The 17,552-nt window shown below is 53.9% G+C and carries 14 protein-coding genes; 13 read left to right on the top strand and 1 reads right to left on the bottom strand.

All coding sequences use genetic code 11. The features are described from left to right. The first annotated feature begins 149 nt into the window (after positions 1 to 149). Positions 150 to 2,756, top strand: coding sequence for a beta-mannosidase (locus MHH78_RS32035; RefSeq protein ID WP_341170076.1), 2,607 nt, complete (start codon positions 150 to 152; stop codon positions 2,754 to 2,756). A gap of 299 nt (positions 2,757 to 3,055) precedes the next feature. Here the strand turns inward: MHH78_RS32035 and MHH78_RS32030 are convergent, their stop codons facing one another. Beyond that, complete coding sequence (locus MHH78_RS32030) at positions 3,056 to 3,973, bottom strand: DsbA family protein (protein ID WP_341170075.1); 918 nt, start codon at positions 3,971 to 3,973, stop codon at positions 3,056 to 3,058. 135 nt (positions 3,974 to 4,108) lie between these two features. Here MHH78_RS32030 and MHH78_RS32025 point away from each other — a divergent pair, with 135 nt between their 5' ends. The 12 genes from MHH78_RS32025 (at position 4,109) to MHH78_RS31970 (ending at position 17,528) form a co-directional block, all read left to right on the top strand. Further along, entirely contained in the window at positions 4,109 to 4,453 is a 345-nt protein-coding gene (locus tag MHH78_RS32025) for a winged helix-turn-helix transcriptional regulator (RefSeq protein WP_076078849.1), read from the top strand. Between the two features lie 121 nt (positions 4,454 to 4,574). Next, positions 4,575 to 5,069 (top strand): CYTH domain-containing protein, encoded by a 495-nt coding sequence (locus MHH78_RS32020; RefSeq protein ID WP_076078851.1) that lies wholly within the window; start codon positions 4,575 to 4,577, stop codon positions 5,067 to 5,069. A gap of 98 nt (positions 5,070 to 5,167) precedes the next feature. After that, positions 5,168 to 6,556: a threonine synthase gene (gene thrC / locus MHH78_RS32015; RefSeq protein ID WP_341170074.1), complete on the top strand. Its 1,389-nt coding sequence runs from the start codon at positions 5,168 to 5,170 to the stop codon at positions 6,554 to 6,556. A 1,123-nt stretch (positions 6,557 to 7,679) separates the two neighbouring features. Continuing rightward, a complete protein-coding gene (locus MHH78_RS32010) occupies positions 7,680 to 8,666 on the top strand; it encodes a Gfo/Idh/MocA family protein (protein ID WP_036731252.1) in 987 nt (328 codons plus the stop codon). A gap of 49 nt (positions 8,667 to 8,715) precedes the next feature. After that, a complete protein-coding gene (locus MHH78_RS32005; RefSeq protein ID WP_340944039.1) occupies positions 8,716 to 9,591 on the top strand; it encodes a radical SAM/SPASM domain-containing protein in 876 nt (291 codons plus the stop codon). A 116-nt stretch (positions 9,592 to 9,707) separates the two neighbouring features. Further along, positions 9,708 to 10,382 (top strand): response regulator transcription factor, encoded by a 675-nt coding sequence (locus tag MHH78_RS32000; RefSeq protein ID WP_036731256.1) that lies wholly within the window; start codon positions 9,708 to 9,710, stop codon positions 10,380 to 10,382. Continuing rightward, positions 10,379 to 11,746, top strand: coding sequence for a sensor histidine kinase (locus tag MHH78_RS31995; protein ID WP_341170073.1), 1,368 nt, complete (start codon positions 10,379 to 10,381; stop codon positions 11,744 to 11,746). Before MHH78_RS32000 ends, MHH78_RS31995 begins: the two co-directional genes overlap by 4 nt. A 124-nt stretch (positions 11,747 to 11,870) precedes the next feature. After that, positions 11,871 to 12,809, top strand: a complete 939-nt coding sequence (locus MHH78_RS31990; RefSeq protein ID WP_341170072.1) for an alpha/beta fold hydrolase — start codon at positions 11,871 to 11,873, stop codon at positions 12,807 to 12,809. A 172-nt stretch (positions 12,810 to 12,981) separates the two neighbouring features. Beyond that, entirely contained in the window at positions 12,982 to 15,084 is a 2,103-nt protein-coding gene (locus tag MHH78_RS31985; protein WP_341170071.1) for a class I SAM-dependent methyltransferase, read from the top strand. 1 nt (position 15,085) lies between these two features. Further along, complete coding sequence (locus MHH78_RS31980) at positions 15,086 to 15,778, top strand: response regulator transcription factor (RefSeq protein WP_341170070.1); 693 nt, start codon at positions 15,086 to 15,088, stop codon at positions 15,776 to 15,778. A gap of 96 nt (positions 15,779 to 15,874) precedes the next feature. Next, on the top strand, positions 15,875 to 16,798 hold the full coding sequence (locus MHH78_RS31975) for an ABC transporter ATP-binding protein (protein WP_341170069.1): 924 nt from the start codon (positions 15,875 to 15,877) through the stop codon (positions 16,796 to 16,798). Next, the gene (locus MHH78_RS31970) at positions 16,791 to 17,528 is read left to right on the top strand and encodes an ABC transporter permease (protein ID WP_341170068.1); all 738 of its coding nucleotides are present in this window, start codon (positions 16,791 to 16,793) and stop codon (positions 17,526 to 17,528) included. Before MHH78_RS31975 ends, MHH78_RS31970 begins: the two co-directional genes overlap by 8 nt. Positions 17,529 to 17,552: the final 24 nt, after the last annotated feature.

Here is a 17,552-nt window from a genome sequence, read left to right as displayed (position 1 = left end):
AGCGGGACATCTGTTTGAGAGGTTTGATGGGATATTTGTTTTGTTTGTATTGTAGCTGCTACAAATATTGTTATTGCTAACGTAATTATAACAAAATATAATGAGGGTAGCTAAGCGCCGTAATGCGCAAAAACAGTATAGGAGGAACTATGAAACAACTACAAATCGACCTGTCGAACTGGGAATTCAGAGCCTGCGGAGATGAAGAATGGCTTACGGCTGTGGTACCGGGAACGGTACACACGGATCTGCTGCGCAATGGCGTTATCGATCAACCCTTCTATGGAACAAATGAACATGAGCTGCAATGGATTGATAAAAAGGACTGGGAATACAGAACAGGATTTGTATTAGAAGAGACATGGCAGACGCTGGCGGTAACTGAGCTGGTGTTCGCCGGGCTGGATACATATGCCGATGTGTATGTGAACGGCGCGCACGCCTTGTCCGCAGACAATATGTTCCTGTCCTGGACCGTGAATGTGAAGGGGCTGCTGCGGGCGGGCGAGAATGAGATCCGCATCGTCTTCCGCTCGGTGGTGACAGAGGATCTGCCGAAGCTGGCGGCGCTGGGCTACGATCTGCCTGCGCCGAATGACCAGTCTGAGCTGGGCGGGCTTCAGGAGCAGCGGATCAGCGTATTTGCCCGCAAAGCGCCGTATCACTACGGGTGGGACTGGGGCCCGCGATTCCTGACCAGCGGGATCTGGCGGGAAGCTGTGCTGACAGGCCGGGATGTTGCGGCGATTGAGGATCTGTACATTCGCCAGCAGAAGGTGAATGAGCAGGAGGCCCGGCTAACGGCCGTGATTGAAGCAGACGCCCCGGAAGCATGGAGCGGCCTGTTGCGGGTGAGTGCCGGAGGGCAGGAATGGATGAAGGCGGTTACGCTCACTCCGGGCAAGCAGACGCTAGAGCTTGAGCTGGTGATTGACCGCCCGCGTCTGTGGTGGTGCAACGGCCTGGGCACGCCGGAGCTGTACCTTTTCCGTGCAGAGCTGCTGCAAGGAGCGGAGGCTGTAGCAGTATCGGAGGTAACGACGGGGCTTCGGGAAATTAAGCTGGTGCGTAAGCCGGATGCGCAGGGGGCGTCGTTCCATTTTGAGCTGAACGGGGTGCCGGTCTTCGCCAAGGGTGCCAATCATATCCCGAACGACAGCTTCATCACGGAGGTTACGGAGGAACGTTACCGCCATGAGATTGCCACGGCCGTGGAATCCAATATGAATATGCTGCGGGTGTGGGGCGGCGGCTTCTATGAAGAAGAAGTGTTCTACCGGCTGTGTGATGAATACGGGCTGCTGGTCTGGCAGGACTTCATGTTCGCCTGCAGCATGTACCCGGGCGATGAGGCGTTCCTGAATAATGTCCGTGCAGAAGCGGTATATAATGTCCGCAGATTGCGTAACCACCCTTGTATCGCACTCTGGTGCGGGAACAATGAGATTGACTCAGCCTGGTCGCAGTATGAGGAGTACATGGGCTGGGGCTGGAAGGAGAAGCTGAATGCTGAGATTCGCCAGAGCTTATGGACTGCCTATGAGGAAATCTTCCACCGGATTCTGCCGGAAGCTGTGGCCGCGAACCATCCGGGTATGGATTACTGGCCGTCCTCGCCGCTGCGCGAACTTACAGGTGGTCAGGATCAGCATGCGACGCGGATTATGGGTGACGGGGATATCCACTACTGGGGCGTCTGGCATGCCAAGGAGCCGTTCGAGAACTATAATCTCAAGGTAGGCCGCTTCATGAGCGAATACGGCTTCCAGTCCTTCCCGGAGCTGAAGTCGGTGCTGAGCTATGCAGAGGAAGCGGAGCTGGCGCTGGAATCAAAGGTCATGCTGGCCCATCAGAAGAATGGAGCGGGCAATCAGCTGATTAAGCAATATATGGATATGTATCTGCCGCAGCCGAAGGATTTCCGGGGCTTCCTGTACATGAGCCAGGTGCTTCAGGCCGAGGCGATCCGCATGGCTATGGAGAGTCACCGCCGCAACAAGCCTTATTGCATGGGCACGCTGTACTGGCAGATGAATGACTGCTGGCCGGTAGCCTCCTGGGCGGGCATGGATTATTACGGGCGCTGGAAGGCGCTGCAATATACGGTGCGCCGCAGCTTCCAGGAGGTGCTGCTGTCTGTAGACAGCACAGACGGGGAGAGCGTCAAGGTCTATGGGGTGTCTGACCGGAGGGAGGCGTTGGACGCAGAGCTGGTGCTGCGGCTGCATGATATCAGCGGCCTATTGCTGCGCGAATGGTCACAGCCGGTAACCCTCGCTGCGGATTCGTCGGCTGTGGTCTTCACGCTGCCGCTGGCTGAAGTGTTGGAGGGCCGCGAACCGGCTCAGGTGCTGCTGATAGCTTCCCTGCTGGAGAGCGGGCAGGTGGTGCAGGCGGAGCTTGTGCCAGGACAGGTGCAGGAGCCGGGGACGGAGACAAGGCAAGTGCTGGAGCGCAAGGAGCATTACTTCGCGGCCGCCAAGGATATTTCGCTGAGCCAGCCGGTCATTACGGTGACCGAGGTGGCGGGAAGCGGCGGGCAGAGCTTCACGCTGAGCAGCGATGTGCTGGCGCGGGGCGTGCACCTGACGGTGGAAGAAGAGGGTATCTTCTCGGATAATTACTTCGATCTGCTGCCGGGCGAGCCGAAGACGGTGGAGTTCTCGATTCGGGGCGGGAGCAGCGGCGGAGGGGCAGACTTCACCCCTGCCGCTCCGACCGGACTCGTAGTCCGTTCTATGGCGGATTATATCTAGGGTTGGTAACGGCTTGCGGACTGACATGATCTTATTTGCTCATACACTAACCTGATTTCTGTTCTTACGGACTCAGAAGAACTTATTGTCTTCCAGGCTGGCTGTTTCAAGGCGAAATCATACGAATAAAGGCCGCTGAGTCCGATTACAGGGCAAAAGTGGCTATATACGCGAAATAGCGGATTCTCAGTCCGCAAGGGCATCATAATTCTGTAAAATGGACATCATGCTTCGGTAAAATCAAACAAACAGCGGTCCTCCAATGACGGGGGACCGCTGTTTGTTGGCTACGAGCGCCTTCAGGCCGGTTCGATGAACATCTCACCCAGGATCTGCCGGGTGTGGTAAGAATGCTCGGGAAGCGCAGCGGCGGTGAAGGCCGCCACATCCTCTGGCTTGATATCGTACATGGCTTCAATTTCTCTGGAGAAGAGAAGATGTCCTTCCGCAAGCAGCTCAGGCATAGCCGGGACATCAGCAGGAGCAAGAGGCTCAGGGATAAGCTGCTGTAGTGCGTCCACGTAGTTTTGCAGCGTACGGGACCCGACGAGCTTGATGCCTTGGTTCTCTTCATTGACCATCACAAGGGTCGGGAAGCCGCGTACGCCGAGCTGGGCCACCTTCTGGAAATCCTCCTCCAGCAGCTCCTGCGCCGCTTCCAGTCCTGCGGCCTGAACGATCTCTGCGCCGGGTAATCCCAGACTATTCACAATATCCGTGAGGACCTCGTCTTCTCCGATATTCCGGTTGAAGACGAAGACGGCTTCTCTGGCGCTCCGCAAGTAGGCCAGTTCCTTTTCCGGATGTCTCTGCTGGATAACCTTGAATACTCTGGAGGGCGGATAAGAGGACATGACCGGATTGTTCAGCCATAGGGTGCCGTCAATGGGCATGCGGTAATGCGCCCCGACTTCCTTCCAGTGCCCCGCTACATCGGCTGGCTGCTGTATTCCATTTGCCTTGTCAGCGAAGCCATTCCACCCGGCTAATAATCCGCCCATCAGAGGCTGCAGATGAAAGTACTTGCCATATTGCTGGATAAACCGGTTCAGGGTAGGCTCGATGGCCCAGCAGTGTGAACAGATCGGATCCGTCGCATAATAGAGAGTAACTTTGGGCTGCTGCTGCGGATTGAAATCTATAATTTGTGTATGCTCTTCGTCGCTTACCCCGCATACACCTGTCTTCAGATCACAGATCATAGGATTTGTATTCATAGCTGTTTACCTCACTTTCTTTTTTTAAAATATCCGTTTCCAGTTGTAGTATGATTATAATATCTGGAATCAGATTAACAAGTACTATTGTTTTTAATACCTGGTATATAAAATATACTAATGGAGGAATCAGCCATGAAATATGAGGTTGACTTAACGCAGATGTGTCCAGCCACCTTTGCTTTTCATGTCATCGGCGGGAAGTGGAATCTGCCTATCCTCGCTTTGCTGAGCGAAGAGGGGCCGATCCGGTATAACGAACTAAAAAGAAGGCTGCACGGCATCACCGGAACCACGTTAACGAACAGTCTCAAGGACCTTATCGACTACGGCATTATCCATCGCGAGCAATATCCTGAGGTGCCTCCGCGCGTCGAGTATTCCCTGACCCCCTCCGGGCAGGAATTGGTTCCGTTAATTGAAGAGATCGTGGCTTGGGGAGCGAATAACATTCATGCCTTAGGCGGACAGAAGGTATAGGATTTTTTTCCCGGTGAATCCGTTCCCTCCGGTTGACTTGCGTATGACCCGCCCCTATGATGATAAATAATATGTAACATTAACGCTCGCATAAAGCTCGCACACAGAGGAGAGAAACAGCATGGCTATGGAGATTGAACGCAAATTCCTGCTTCCGGAATACCCGGAGCGGCTGATTGAAGAAGGACAGCTGAAGGTGCTGACCCGTCACAGTATTGACCAGACGTATCTTGCCATTGAGGACGGGCAGGAGCTGCGGGTGCGGAAGATCACGGATCTGGACACGGGTGAGGTGACGTACACGCATACGTTCAAGGATGGCAAGGGCATCAGCCGCCAGGAGATTGAATATTTCATTTCCGCAGGCTTGTATAACCAGATGATTGAGGCTGTGAAGGCGATCCCGCTGGTCAAAACCCGCATTACAGGCGTATGGAACGGTACAACGGTGGAGATTGATCTCTACACCCAGCTGGAGCTTACGGTGCTTGAGGTTGAGTTCGATTCGCTGGAGGAGGCGGAAGGCTTCACAGCCCCGGAATGGTTTGGCCTGGATGTCAGCACAGAGAAGAAGTACAGCAACAAAACCGTCTGGAAAGAGCTTCAGGGCAAATAGCCCGGTGAGCCTTAATCTTATAGAATCAGCGGACTTTAACGCGTAAACGTGGTACTATGTACAGTAAATAAAGAGGGGTTCAGGAGGATGAGACGGGTATGGAGTATATAAGCACAAGAGGCAAGGTAGCGGCCAGAGGCTTTATTGATACGGTTCTGATGGGGCTGGCGGATGACGGCGGGTTGATGGTGCCGGCTGAGATTCCGGTAATTTCCCCCGAGAAGCTGGAAGAATGGAGAAGCCTGAGCTTTCAGGAGCTGTTCCTTGAGATTTTCTCCTACTATACGAATGACGAAATTCCTTATGAGGATCTGCGCTCGATGGTCTACACCAGCTATGGCAGCTTCCGCGCTCCGGAAGTCACGCCGCTGCATCGGGTAAACGATTCTCTATACGTGCTGGAGCTGTTCCATGGGCCGACGTTTGCCTTCAAGGATGTGGCGCTGCAGTTCATGGGCGAGCTGTATTCATACATTGCCAAGGTGCGGGGCGAGATTATCCATATTCTCGGGGCTACCTCCGGCGATACCGGAGCGGCTGCGATTCAGGGTGTGCGCGGCAAGGAAGGCATCAAGATCTGTATCCTTCATCCGCACGGCAAGGTCAGCAAGGTGCAGGAGCTGCAAATGACCACCGTAGATGACAGCAATGTGCTGAACCTGTCCGTAGAGGGCAACTTCGACGATTGCCAGAAGATTATCAAGGAGCTGTTCGCCGATCTCGACTTCAAGGGACGGTATCACCTGCGGGCGATTAACTCCATTAACTTCGTGCGCATTCTGGCGCAGACGGTCTATTATTTCCATGCGTATCTGCAGCTTCCGGGGAGCGATCAGAAGAAGGTCAATATCAGCGTGCCTTCGGGCAACTTCGGCAATATTTTCTCAGGCTTCCTGGCGCGGAAAATGGGTCTGCCGATCCACAAGCTGATCATCGCCACCAATGAGAACAACATCCTCGAACGGTTCGTGGTGACCGGCGAATACAAACCAGGCAGCTTCACAGGCACCTACAGCCCGTCGATGGATATCCAGGTGGCGAGCAACTTCGAACGCTATCTGTATTATCTGCTGGGCGAGGATGCGGATAAGCTGTCCGGGTACATGGCAGCCTTGCAGAGCGAGGGCGCGATTACGGTGGACGGCGAGCTGCTGGCCCGGGTACAGGCGGATTTCTCCGCGCTGGGCGTGAAGAATGCACAGTGTCTGGAGATCATCAGCAAGTACCAGCAGGAATCCGGCTATCTGCTCGACCCGCATACGGCATGTGGCGTAGCCGCATATGAGAAATTCAGCGCTCCGGATGAGGTGAGCATTGCTTACGCTACAGCGCATCCGGCCAAGTTCGATGAGGCGATTGCCTTGACCGGCATCAAGCAGGAGTTCCCGGCTCAGATCTCGGCCCTGTTCGAGCAGCCGCAGCATCAGGTCGTGGTCGATCATGATAAGGCGGAGATCGTGCGCCAGCTTGTAGCTTTTTACGGGTAAAATAGGTGCGTGTCCAGTGGGGCCCGCGCAGGATGAAGACAGCCCCCGCCGGGATGAGCGGGGGCTGTTTGCTGCCGCTCGTATTGTGGAACACTGGATAGTATGCGCGCTGTCCGCTAATAGCAAATCAGATGTGAATTTGTGAGAAGGACGTTAACTAATTGCTTACTGAGGGTTTGCTGTGCCACGGTTAAGTTGCGAATGAGATGCTTAAATGCAATCTGTACAACTAAATCGCCTAGTGTGCCTTTGAATTTCCGTTTAGCTGTATTTGGTACAACTAAAATACCGTTATAACTGAGTACTCGCCCATTCGGGCGGATTTAGTTGTACAGACTACAGTTAGAAGAGGAAATCCTTCCTTATTCCTGTTTTTAATTGCACAGACTACAACTATCTCCAAATGTTCGCTCGGTGCACAGCCACAGTCCAACTGACCAGTGAGGCTAACCTGCCTCCGCCAGTCGGGTGATTGCATTATGTGCAATAGAAAGTCCCCAAAACACCTCTAAAATTGAGTCTGTTGTATTTCATACAGTAGATTTATGGGGTGAGGGCTGTTACAGGCCCAAACTCCAGATTCTACTGTACAAAATACAGCAGAATGGCAAAACAGGAGGTTTACACCGGATTCTATTGTACGAAGTACAATTGCAGGCTCGGCTGTGTGGGATGCAAGGTAGGTTAGAGTGGAGTGGCTCTATGTGAGTTAATGCATGGCCCCGCTGGAGGTAAGGCATGGCTTTACTGAAGGTGAGGTATGGATCCGCTGGAGGTGATGGATCGGCGAATCGTTCCAGGTTCGTAGGGTTCCATCTTCGATTGGCCGGACCATGCACCATTGCCACCATGTACGAATGGACCAAGGGACATTGGACGCAGGGAGCCTATTCTCAGGTGCTTTTTTTCACAATCGAAATCTAGCGGAATTTGTCGGAAATTACGGTATATAAGTGGACATACCTATCATGGAATGAGAAAATAGCAGTTATAGCTTATATTTCAAGTGGACACGGCTTTGCCGTCCTTTTTTAAGAACGGTACCGTTTCGACGAGAAATAGAAGGATAATTTATAGCGTGAGAAACATATAAATTATATTTTGAAAAAGGACGGGATCATTCATGACTATTCGTTTCGGGGTTGTAGGGACTAACTGGATTACAGACCGCTTTGTGCAGGCGGGACTTGAGAATGAGGAGTTTCTGCTCACGGCCGTGTATTCCCGCACAGAGGAGAAGGGACAGGCTTTTGCCGCCAAGTATGCCGGGGCTTCGATCTATACGGATCTGGAGGCGATGGTATCAAGCGCAGAGGTGGACGCGGTCTATATCGCCAGCCCCAATTCGATGCATGCGGAGCATTCATTGATCTGTCTGAACCACGGTAAGCATGTGATCTGTGAGAAGCCGGCGGCCTCCAACAGCCGGGAGCTGAAGGCGATGATTGAAGCTGCGCGCAGCAATGATGTGCTGTTCATGGAAGCGATGAAATCCACGTTCATGCCGAATTTTGGCGTGATCCGGGATAACTTATATAAGCTGGGTCAAGTCCGGCGCTACTTCGCAGGTTATTGTCAATACTCTTCGAGGTATGATGCTTACCGGCAGGGGACGGTGCTGAACGCATTCAATCCTGAATATTCCAACGGCTCTCTGATGGATCTGGGGATCTATTGCTTATATCCGATGGTGGCTTTGTTCGGCAAGCCGGATTCGGTCAAGGCCGTTGGGCTGATGCTCGCTTCAGGTGTGGACGGGGAAGGCAGTATGGTCATGCGTTACCCGGACATGGACGCGGTGGTCATGCATTCCAAGATTGCCGATTCCTATCTGCCTGCTGAGATTCAGGGCGAGAACGGAACGATGGTGATCGACAAGATTAACCAGCCCTATCAGGTCAAAATCCACTACCGCGACGGAACCGTCGAGGAGCTTACGCTACCGCAGGTGTATGAGGCGATGTACTATGAGATTGAGGAGTTCATTCATCTGCTGAAGAGCGGGCAGCGGGAGAGCGCGACCAACAGCCACGCCAATTCCCTGGCGGTGGCAGAGCTGATGGAAGAGGCGAGAGCCCAGATTGGCCTGCGGTATGCTTCGGATCTCTAGCGTAACGGGCAGCCTGGGCTGCATTATATATTGAAATGGGGAGCGGAACTTGAAGACGTTCAAAAAGGTATACATCGAGATCACAAGCGTCTGCAACCTGGCCTGCAGCTTCTGTCCGCCCACGGAGCGGCAGAAGAATTTCATGAAGCTGGAGACGTTCAATACCATTCTTGATGAGATCAAACCGCATAGCAATCATATCTATCTGCATGTCAAAGGCGAGCCGCTGCTGCATCCGAAGCTGGGCGAGCTGCTGGATGCCGCGCATGCCAAGGGCTTCAAGGTCAATATTACGACCAACGGCACGCTGATCCGTAAAGCGGGGCCGAAGCTGCTCGGCAAGCCGGCACTGCGGCAGATGAACTTCTCGCTGCACAGCTTCGACGGCCATGCGGGCTCGGAGAACCGTGAAGGTTATCTTACAGAGATCATCCAGTTCGTCCGGGAGATCTCTGCGCGCGGCGTCATTGTCTCGTTCCGGCTCTGGAATCTGACGGAGGACAACCGGACGAATCTGGAGAAGGAGCGCAACCGTGAGACGCTGGCCCTGCTGGAGGAGGCTTTTGGACTGGGCTACAGGATCGAGGAGAAGGTCGTTCCCGGCAGCGGCGTGAAGATTGCCCCGCGTGTGTACCTGAACCAGGACCACGAGTTCAGATGGCCGGCGCTGCATGAGCCGGAGGATGACGGCAAGGGCTTCTGCCATGCGCTGCGCAGCCAGGCGGCGGTCCTGGTAGACGGCACCGTTGTGCCGTGCTGTCTGGATGGCGAAGGGGTGATCAACCTTGGCAATATTCATGAGCAGCCGTTCTCCGAGATTGTCGAGGGGGAACGGGCGAATAATCTGTTCTATGGCTTCTCGCGCCGGGAAGCTGTTGAGGAGCTGTGCCGTAAATGCGGCTACCGGCAGCGGTTCGGCACCTAGCCGTAGCGAGGCCGGAGTGGGTGCTGGTGTCGGTGCATACCGGCAAAGCAGCAGGGTGATGCTAATGGGAAGATAGAAATATTTATAAGGCCGGATCATACGAAAAGAGGGAATAGATGCCTACTATACTTGTTGCAGACGACGATGCGAATATCCGCGAGCTTGTCTGCCTATTTCTGCGCAATGACGGATTCGATACCGCTGAAGCGGCAGACGGGCAAGAGGCGCTGGCGGTCTATGCCAGAACGCATGTGGATCTGGTCATCCTGGATATTATGATGCCGGTGATGGACGGCTGGGCGCTATGCAAGGAGCTTCGCAGAGCAGACCCGGAGCTGCCGCTGTTAATGCTGACGGCAAAGGGGGAGACCTGGGAGAAGGTGAAGGGATTCGAGCTGGGAACCGATGATTATCTGACTAAGCCCTTTGATCCGCTGGAGCTGACGGTCCGGGTCAGAGCCTTGCTGAAGCGCTCGGGAATCGGCAAGTCGCATACGATCCGTATCGGAGAGGTAACACTGGACCGGCAGACCTACAAGGTGATGAACGGGACAGAAGCGCTGTCCCTGCCGCTTAAAGAGTTCGAGCTGCTGTATAAGCTGGCCGGAACACCGGGGCAGGTCTATACCCGTGAGCAGCTGATCGACCAGATCTGGGGCATTGATTACTCGGGGGATGACCGGACGATAGATGTACATATCAAGCGCCTGCGTGAACGGTTTGCGGCTTCGCCGGATTTTCGGATCGAGACTGTCCGCGGTCTGGGATATCGGATTGAGGTTACTGAATGATCAAGTCCTTATATACCCGTGTGGTCCTGACTTATCTGATCTCCGTAATCGGGGGGACAGTGATCTCCTTCAATCTGGCAATCTGGATATACAAAGATGAATTGAACGAGAACCTGCAGGTTCAATTGCTGCGCTTCGCACAAGATGTCGTACAGATCTATGATGCTTTCCCGCTGACGGAAGCTGACAAGTTCGTAAGCGGCATGAAGCAGCTTGAGACCTATCATGTGCGGATTTACGATGCGAACGGCGGGGTTCAGTCTTATGGCGGTCCAGAAGGAATGAAGCTGGAGACCGTGACTGAAGCGCAGGTGCAGCAGGTGCTGGCAGGCGGAATTGTGCAGGTCAATCCGTCAGGCATCTCCATCAGCCTGCTAGGGATGCAATTAACTACGGATACGGGAAAAAAAGCATTGTTCGTAGAGCCGGTCGGTCCCCCCTCCTCCGCTTTTGTGCTGAAATGGCTGGTGAATTTCGTGGTGTATTCGCTGGTCTCCGGGAGTCTCGTGATCTTGGTGGCGGCCATGTTCGTGGTCCGGCCGATTAAGAAGCTGACCAACGCGACGCGCAAGATCGCAGCCGGGGACTTCAACGTGAAGCTGAATATCAAGCAAAAGGGAGAGCTGGGCGCCCTCGCGCGCAGCTTCGAGGAGATGACGCATGATCTGCAGCAGCTGGAGCAGATGCGCCGTGACTTCGTGTCGAATGTATCTCATGAGGTGCAGTCGCCGCTGACCTCCATCTCCGGCTATGCCCTGGCGCTGAAGCAGATGAATATTCCTGAGAGCGAGCGGGGCCGCTATATCGATATCATCATCGGGGAAGCCGAACGGATGTCCAAGATGAGCGACAGCCTGCTGAAGCTGAGTCTGCTTGAATCGCAGTCCCAGCAGCTCCGGTTCACCACCTTCAGCCTGGATGAACAGATCCGGCGCGTGATCGTTGCTCTTCAGCCGCAATGGTCGGCCCGGCGCATCAACTTCGATCTTCAGCTGACGGCTGCCACGCTGACGGCGGATTATGACCTGTTGAGCCAGGTATGGACGAACCTGCTGGGCAACAGCATTAAGTTCTCCGGGGATGGGGGAGTAATCAGTGTCCATACGAAGCAAGATAATAAAAGTGTAACCGTTCGTGTATCCGACACCGGCATCGGGATCGCTCCCGAGGACCAGAAGCGGATCTTCGAACGCTTCTTCAAGGCGGACCGCTCCCATAGCCGCAAGTATAACGGCAGCGGGATGGGGCTGGCGATCGTGAAGCAGATCGTCCTGCTTCATCAAGGCGACATCCGGGTTACGAGCGAGCTTGGCGCAGGCACAAGCTTCATCGTGACCCTGCCGCTGAATACACCGGCAGATTAGATTGTAGAGCCGATTCATCTTCCGTTCATATTACCGTCACGGAGAGTACATTTTCATTATATATACTATCCTTAGCACTTCATCAAGGCAGTACATCCGATTCATAAGGACAGGTGATTGTATAATGAAAAAAGGACTCAGCATCCTGCTTAAGTCTATAGCGGCATTGTTGATTGTGATCGTATTGTTTTTTGCCGTAGTATTTGTGGTCAATATCATCAGCAGCAAAGCGGAGCTGAAGAAGATTGATCAGTACGGGCAGCTTGTGCCAGTCGATGGCAAGAAGATGAATGTACTCATCCAGGGATCGGGTGAGGAGACTGTGGTGCTGCTGACGGGGTATGGCACCGGGGCACCGGCGCTTGATTTCAAACCGCTGGTAGACGAGCTGTCTCCTAACTACAAAGTAGTCGTGGTGGAGCCGTTCGGCTATGGCTTAAGTGACCTGACCGATAAGGAACGGACCTCGGACAATATAGTCAGTGAGATTCATGAAGCGCTGCAGCAGCTTGGAATCAAGCGATACACACTCATGGGACATTCCATCGCCGGAATCTACGGACTGGATTATGTGAACAAGTATAAGGATGAAGTGACGGCTTTTGTAGGAATCGACAGCAGTGTGCCGAACCAAGGAGGCTTGGACGATGAAATACCGGTGGGAACGCTTAAGTTCCTCGACAAATCCGGCATTGTGAGATTGTTCCAAAAGATAGGCGGCGACCCGTATGCCGGGCTTTCGTTCGACGAACACACCAAGCAGCAGATGAAAATGATCGCCACAAAGAACTCAAACAATGACACTGTCGTGAATGAGATCAAGCATTTCAAGGAGAATTTCATAGCAGCCCAGGCACTGACCTTCCCTAAAGAGCTCCCGCTGCTGCTCTTCGTACAGTCGAATAATACCGATGTGGAGGGCTGGATGCAGCTGCATGAAGAACAGGTGAAGGATTCCGTGTACGGTAAGCTGGTGCCGCTCGAAGGCGGTCATTATCTGCACCATACGCTGTCCAAAGAGATTGCCAAGGATTACAGAGAATTCATGGCAGGCGTGAAATGAGGGGAATCTGATTCCCGGCCAACTATCTGATACAATTGAACAAGAGCTCTTCGCAGCCGCAGGCTTCTATAATAGAAGCTTGCGGTTTGTTCCATTCTGCGGACACTCTGATTCAAACCTGAAGCACATGGGCTATTGTATATAGATTGCTATTACATAGGGAGGCATGCAAATGCTGAAATCATTACGGGCTATAGAGGCGTATCGTGAAGGAGAATGGCCTGCCGGAGAAGTCTATCCGTGGCTGGAGTACATCGTGCAGGCAGAGCAGACGATTGTGAACCTGGAGCGGGTAGAATCGCTGCAGTCGCTTGCGCAGCAGAATCCGGTGCTGGATTATGTAGAGCGGAGTCTGCGGGTGCTGGACAGTCTGCCGCTGTCGTATTGGATCAAGGAGCTGGCCGAGGAGACGCTGATCTGGTCGGAGACGGCTAAGGGCGGGACTCTCCGGCAGCGGCGGAGCTGGCAGAAAGAGGGCATTAATATTTTCGTTCATAATATCGGCTCCGCAGAGTTGTACCGGAGGTACGCAGAAGTTATGAAGCAGGACGAGGCAGGCTCTGCGGAGAAGAGACGGGTCATACATACGCTGATCGAGACGCATGGGCTGATTGGACAGCAAATCCGCGGCGAGGTTCCGCCTTCCGTCAATCTTCCGTTGTCCGGACTGGTGGAGCACGGCATGCTGGGCGCAGAGGAGCTGGAGCGGCTGCTGTTCGCACTGAATCACTGCATCATTGCTGCGGTATCCCCGGAGCTGTGGCAGGAGGTCCGCCTGCAGGCCATGGAGCTGATTGCTGTAATTGCTTCAGGGCATCTGCAGCCTGAAGTCCCGATGAAGGAACGTCTGCGGAGAATGCGCGCCGGGTCCATTGCGCAGGGGGAGGATTACGAGACGGAGTGGGACGGGCTGGTGCAGGAGGGCTTCCTCCCTGCTGCGCTGGAGCCGCTGCAGCCTGCCACCTTCTGGTATGTGGAATCGGCGCTCCAGACCTTCTCGCTGGAGCAGTTCCTGAAGGTCATGAGTCTGGTGGCCGGCAGCGGCCCGCTTCAGCTAAGCCATCTGAGCCATCTGAGCTTCGAGGCGGTCATGAACAGTATTCATTATGACTATAAGGGCAGCAAGAAGATCAACGTCTATAAGAAACGGATTATTGAAAAGTATCTCTCGGAGCTGAGCTGGGAGGAGATCTACAGCGGCGTGAAGCCTTCCGGCAGCAACCCGCATCTTACGCACACGCTGCGGGGTAAGGAGCATCTGCCGGATACGCTGTTCTTCCAGTTCGAGTTCTCAGCGGCAGCGGAGAAGCTGATTGAGTTCTGTATGGAGGCCGAGAAGTCAGCGCTGTATGAACGGGCGGTCCTGTTGCTGTTCGACCTGTTCGATCTGCGGCGGGATGCTTTCGACCGCTTCCACAATGAGGACACCTACTTAAGCCAGATGAATGATACGGCAGATTATAAGGCGGTGATTCTGGACTACGTTACCGGGCGGAAGGTGCTGGACATCGGCCCCGGCGGCGGGGTGCTGTTGGACCTGATCGAGCAGCGGATGCCGGAGGCAGTGCCAGTGGGTATTGATATCTCCAGCAATGTGATTGAAGTGCTGCGGCAGCGCAAGCAGCGGGAAGGCCGCCGCTGGGAGGTGCTCCAGGGCGATGCGCTGAACCTGAAGGATTATGTGGAGCCGGGCACGGTGGACACGGTGATTTTCTCATCCATTCTGCATGAGTTGTATTCCTATGTGCCGTTGGACGGCCGGAAGTTCAATCACGGCACGGTAGCGGCAGCCCTGACCAGTGCCTTCGAGGTATTGGCTGACGGCGGGACGATCATTATCCGCGACGGCATAATGAGTGAGCCGGAGGATGAGCTGCGGCGGGTACAGCTTCTGGAGGCGGACGGCATGGCGTGGCTGGAGCGGTACGCGAAGGATTTTGCCGGACGGAATATCCGTTATGAACAGCTGGGCGAACACGAGGTTCTGATGCCGGTGAATGATGCGATGGAATTCCTCTATACCTACACCTGGGGGGAGGAAGCCTACATTCATGAGGTTCAGGAGCAGTTCGGCTACTTCACACCCTCGCAGTACACCGCATTCATTCAGCAGACGCTGGGGGACCGGGCCAAGATAGAGGTCTTCCGTCATTACCTGCAGGAGGGATACACGGAGGCGCTGGAAAACAGAGTGGTTATCATGGACGATAACGGGCAGGCGGTGCCTTTGCCGGACAGCACCTGCTTTATTGTGATCCGTAAGGAGGCAGGCTAAAGTGAACAATGCTAATCTCAGCGTACTTGTAGTAGAAGATGATGCCGACATTAACCGCCTGCTGTGCCGCATGCTGATAAGTGAAGGACTGACGGCCGTGCCTGCATTCTCAGGGAGCGAAGCCTCCCTCAGAATGTCGCTTGAAGACTACCAGTTGATCCTCCTGGACCTGATGCTGCCAGGCATGAGCGGCGAATCGCTGATTGCGCAGATCCGTGAACAGTCTATCGTACCCATTATTGTAATCTCGGCCAAAAGCACGCTCGAGGACAAGGTGAGTCTGCTGCGTCTGGGAGCGGACGACTACATCACCAAGCCCTTTGACCAGGAGGAGGTGATGGCCAGAGTGTACGCGCAGCTTCGCCGGCTGCAATATGCGCCTGCCGCAGGTCCTGATGGAGAGCTGCTCAAGGTACGCGGGCTGGTCATGGACAAGCAGCGGCGGGAGGTTATGCTGGACGGCCAGGTCCTGGCTTTAACCAAATACGAATTTGAGCTTCTGGCGGTGCTTCTGTCGAGGCCTGATCATATTTTCTCCAAAAGCGAGCTGTACCGGCAAATCTGGGGCGGCACCTACCTGGGGGACGATAACACCATTAATGTACATATCAGCAATCTGCGTGCCAAAATGGCTGGGGTCACGGAAGAGGAGTATATCCGCACGATTTGGGGCATCGGGTTCAAGCTGGTGTAACGGGGAATTCTTTAAACTTTCTTAAGACTTTGCTTAAAGCTTATTAAAAGTGTTCTTTATACAATGGAATTATCAAACGGCAAGGGAGTCTTAACGATGATGCATTGTATATTGGAGATTAAGGCGCTCAATAAGACCTATCAGGAAGCTTACGCGCTCCGGGATATTAACCTGCAGATTGAGTCAGGGGATATTGCCGCACTGATCGGTAAAAATGGCGCAGGTAAAACCACGCTGTTCAAATGTATCACAGAGCAGGTGTTTCCATCGGCAGGCACGATTGCGCTCTACGGACACCGGGATGACGCCGGTCTGCGGAAGGGACGCCGGAGCATCGGGGCGATGATTGAAGAGCCTGCGTTCTTCCCGGACTTCACAGCCAGGCAGAACCTGGAGTATTTCCGCCAGCAGAGGGGTCTGGCCGGTAAGGATTCCATCGAGCAGGCGCTTAAGGATGTCAATCTGCTTCATGCCGCGAACAAGAAATTCAAAGCCTTCTCCCTCGGGATGAAGCAGCGGCTGGGACTCGCGCTTGCGCTGATGACCCGCCCCGAGCTGCTGATTCTGGATGAACCGACCAATGGCCTTGACCCGGAGGGGAAGGCGGAGATCCGCCAGCTCCTGCAGACGCTGAATGAAGAGAAGAAGGTCACAATTCTCATCTCAAGTCACGTATTGTCTGAGCTGCAGAGTGTGGCCACGCGTTATATTTTCATGGACCAGGGGCGGATCGTGGAGCAATTGACGGCAGAAGAACTGCTGCATAAGACCAGAAGAAATGTAGAGATTGTTGTGGATAACAGCGGCAAGGCGTCTACCATTCTGGAGAAGCATTTCCCGGGTATCCCTTACCGGATCCTGCCGGGACACCGGATTCTGCTCTCCGGCGGTATGGATAAGACCGATCAGCTCAACCGGGTGCTTCATGCCCAGGGCGTCAGCGTGTTCTCCATTGCAGCCACCGGCGGGGATCTGGAAGAATATTACTTGGGGCTGCTGGGAGGTGAGCGTCATGCTTAATCTGATGAAAAGTGAGCAGTACCGTTTTGTCCGCACCAAGAACTATTATTATTACGGGTTGCTCTGTGCGGTGTTAATGGCCGGTGCCGCTATAACACTCATGGTCTTTCATCAGTCTGTGCCGGATTTTCCCTATGGGAATGAGCGCTTCTTCTACCGTAATGTGCTGTCAATGATGCCTGTGGTATTCGCATTGCTGTCTATTTTTACCGGGGTCCTGATGGGAGATCACAAGCATGTGCTCAAAAATACCGTAGCCTACGGCTTCAGCAGACGCTCGATCTACACCGCCAAGCTGCTGGTTACACTGGCCGGCTTCCTGCTGTTCGCGCTCGTTCTGGTCGGGATCTCTGTCCTGCTTGGTTCGAAGCTGCTGCTGCGCAGCTATGAATATGCGCTTACTGAATACTGCCAGATGCTGCTTGGCATGCTGCCTATTATGATTGCTGGTGTAACCACCTACTTCTGTATCAACGCTGTGATGAACAAGAATGCACAGATATCTACCGTGTTCCTGCTGATCTATTTCCTGCCCTACTTGATTTTGGGTGCTCTGAAAGGCAGATATGCCTGGGCAGTATGGCTTCACAGTCATAGCCCTGCTTATTATTTGTTCAATGCCTACGAAGTGGGGACCTATCCCGCATGGGAGCCTTGGATTACAGGAATGGTATATACGCTGTTTTTTTATCAATTAGGGTTGTATCTGTTCAACAAGGAAGAGTTCTAACAGGTGCAGCTAAGGAGGGAAGAC

Origin of the sequence: Paenibacillus sp. FSL H3-0333 (assembly GCF_038002805.1) — a bacterium.
Lineage (GTDB): Bacteria > Bacillota > Bacilli > Paenibacillales > Paenibacillaceae > Paenibacillus_AQ > Paenibacillus_AQ silagei.
This window is presented reverse-complemented; position numbering and strand designations above follow the sequence as displayed.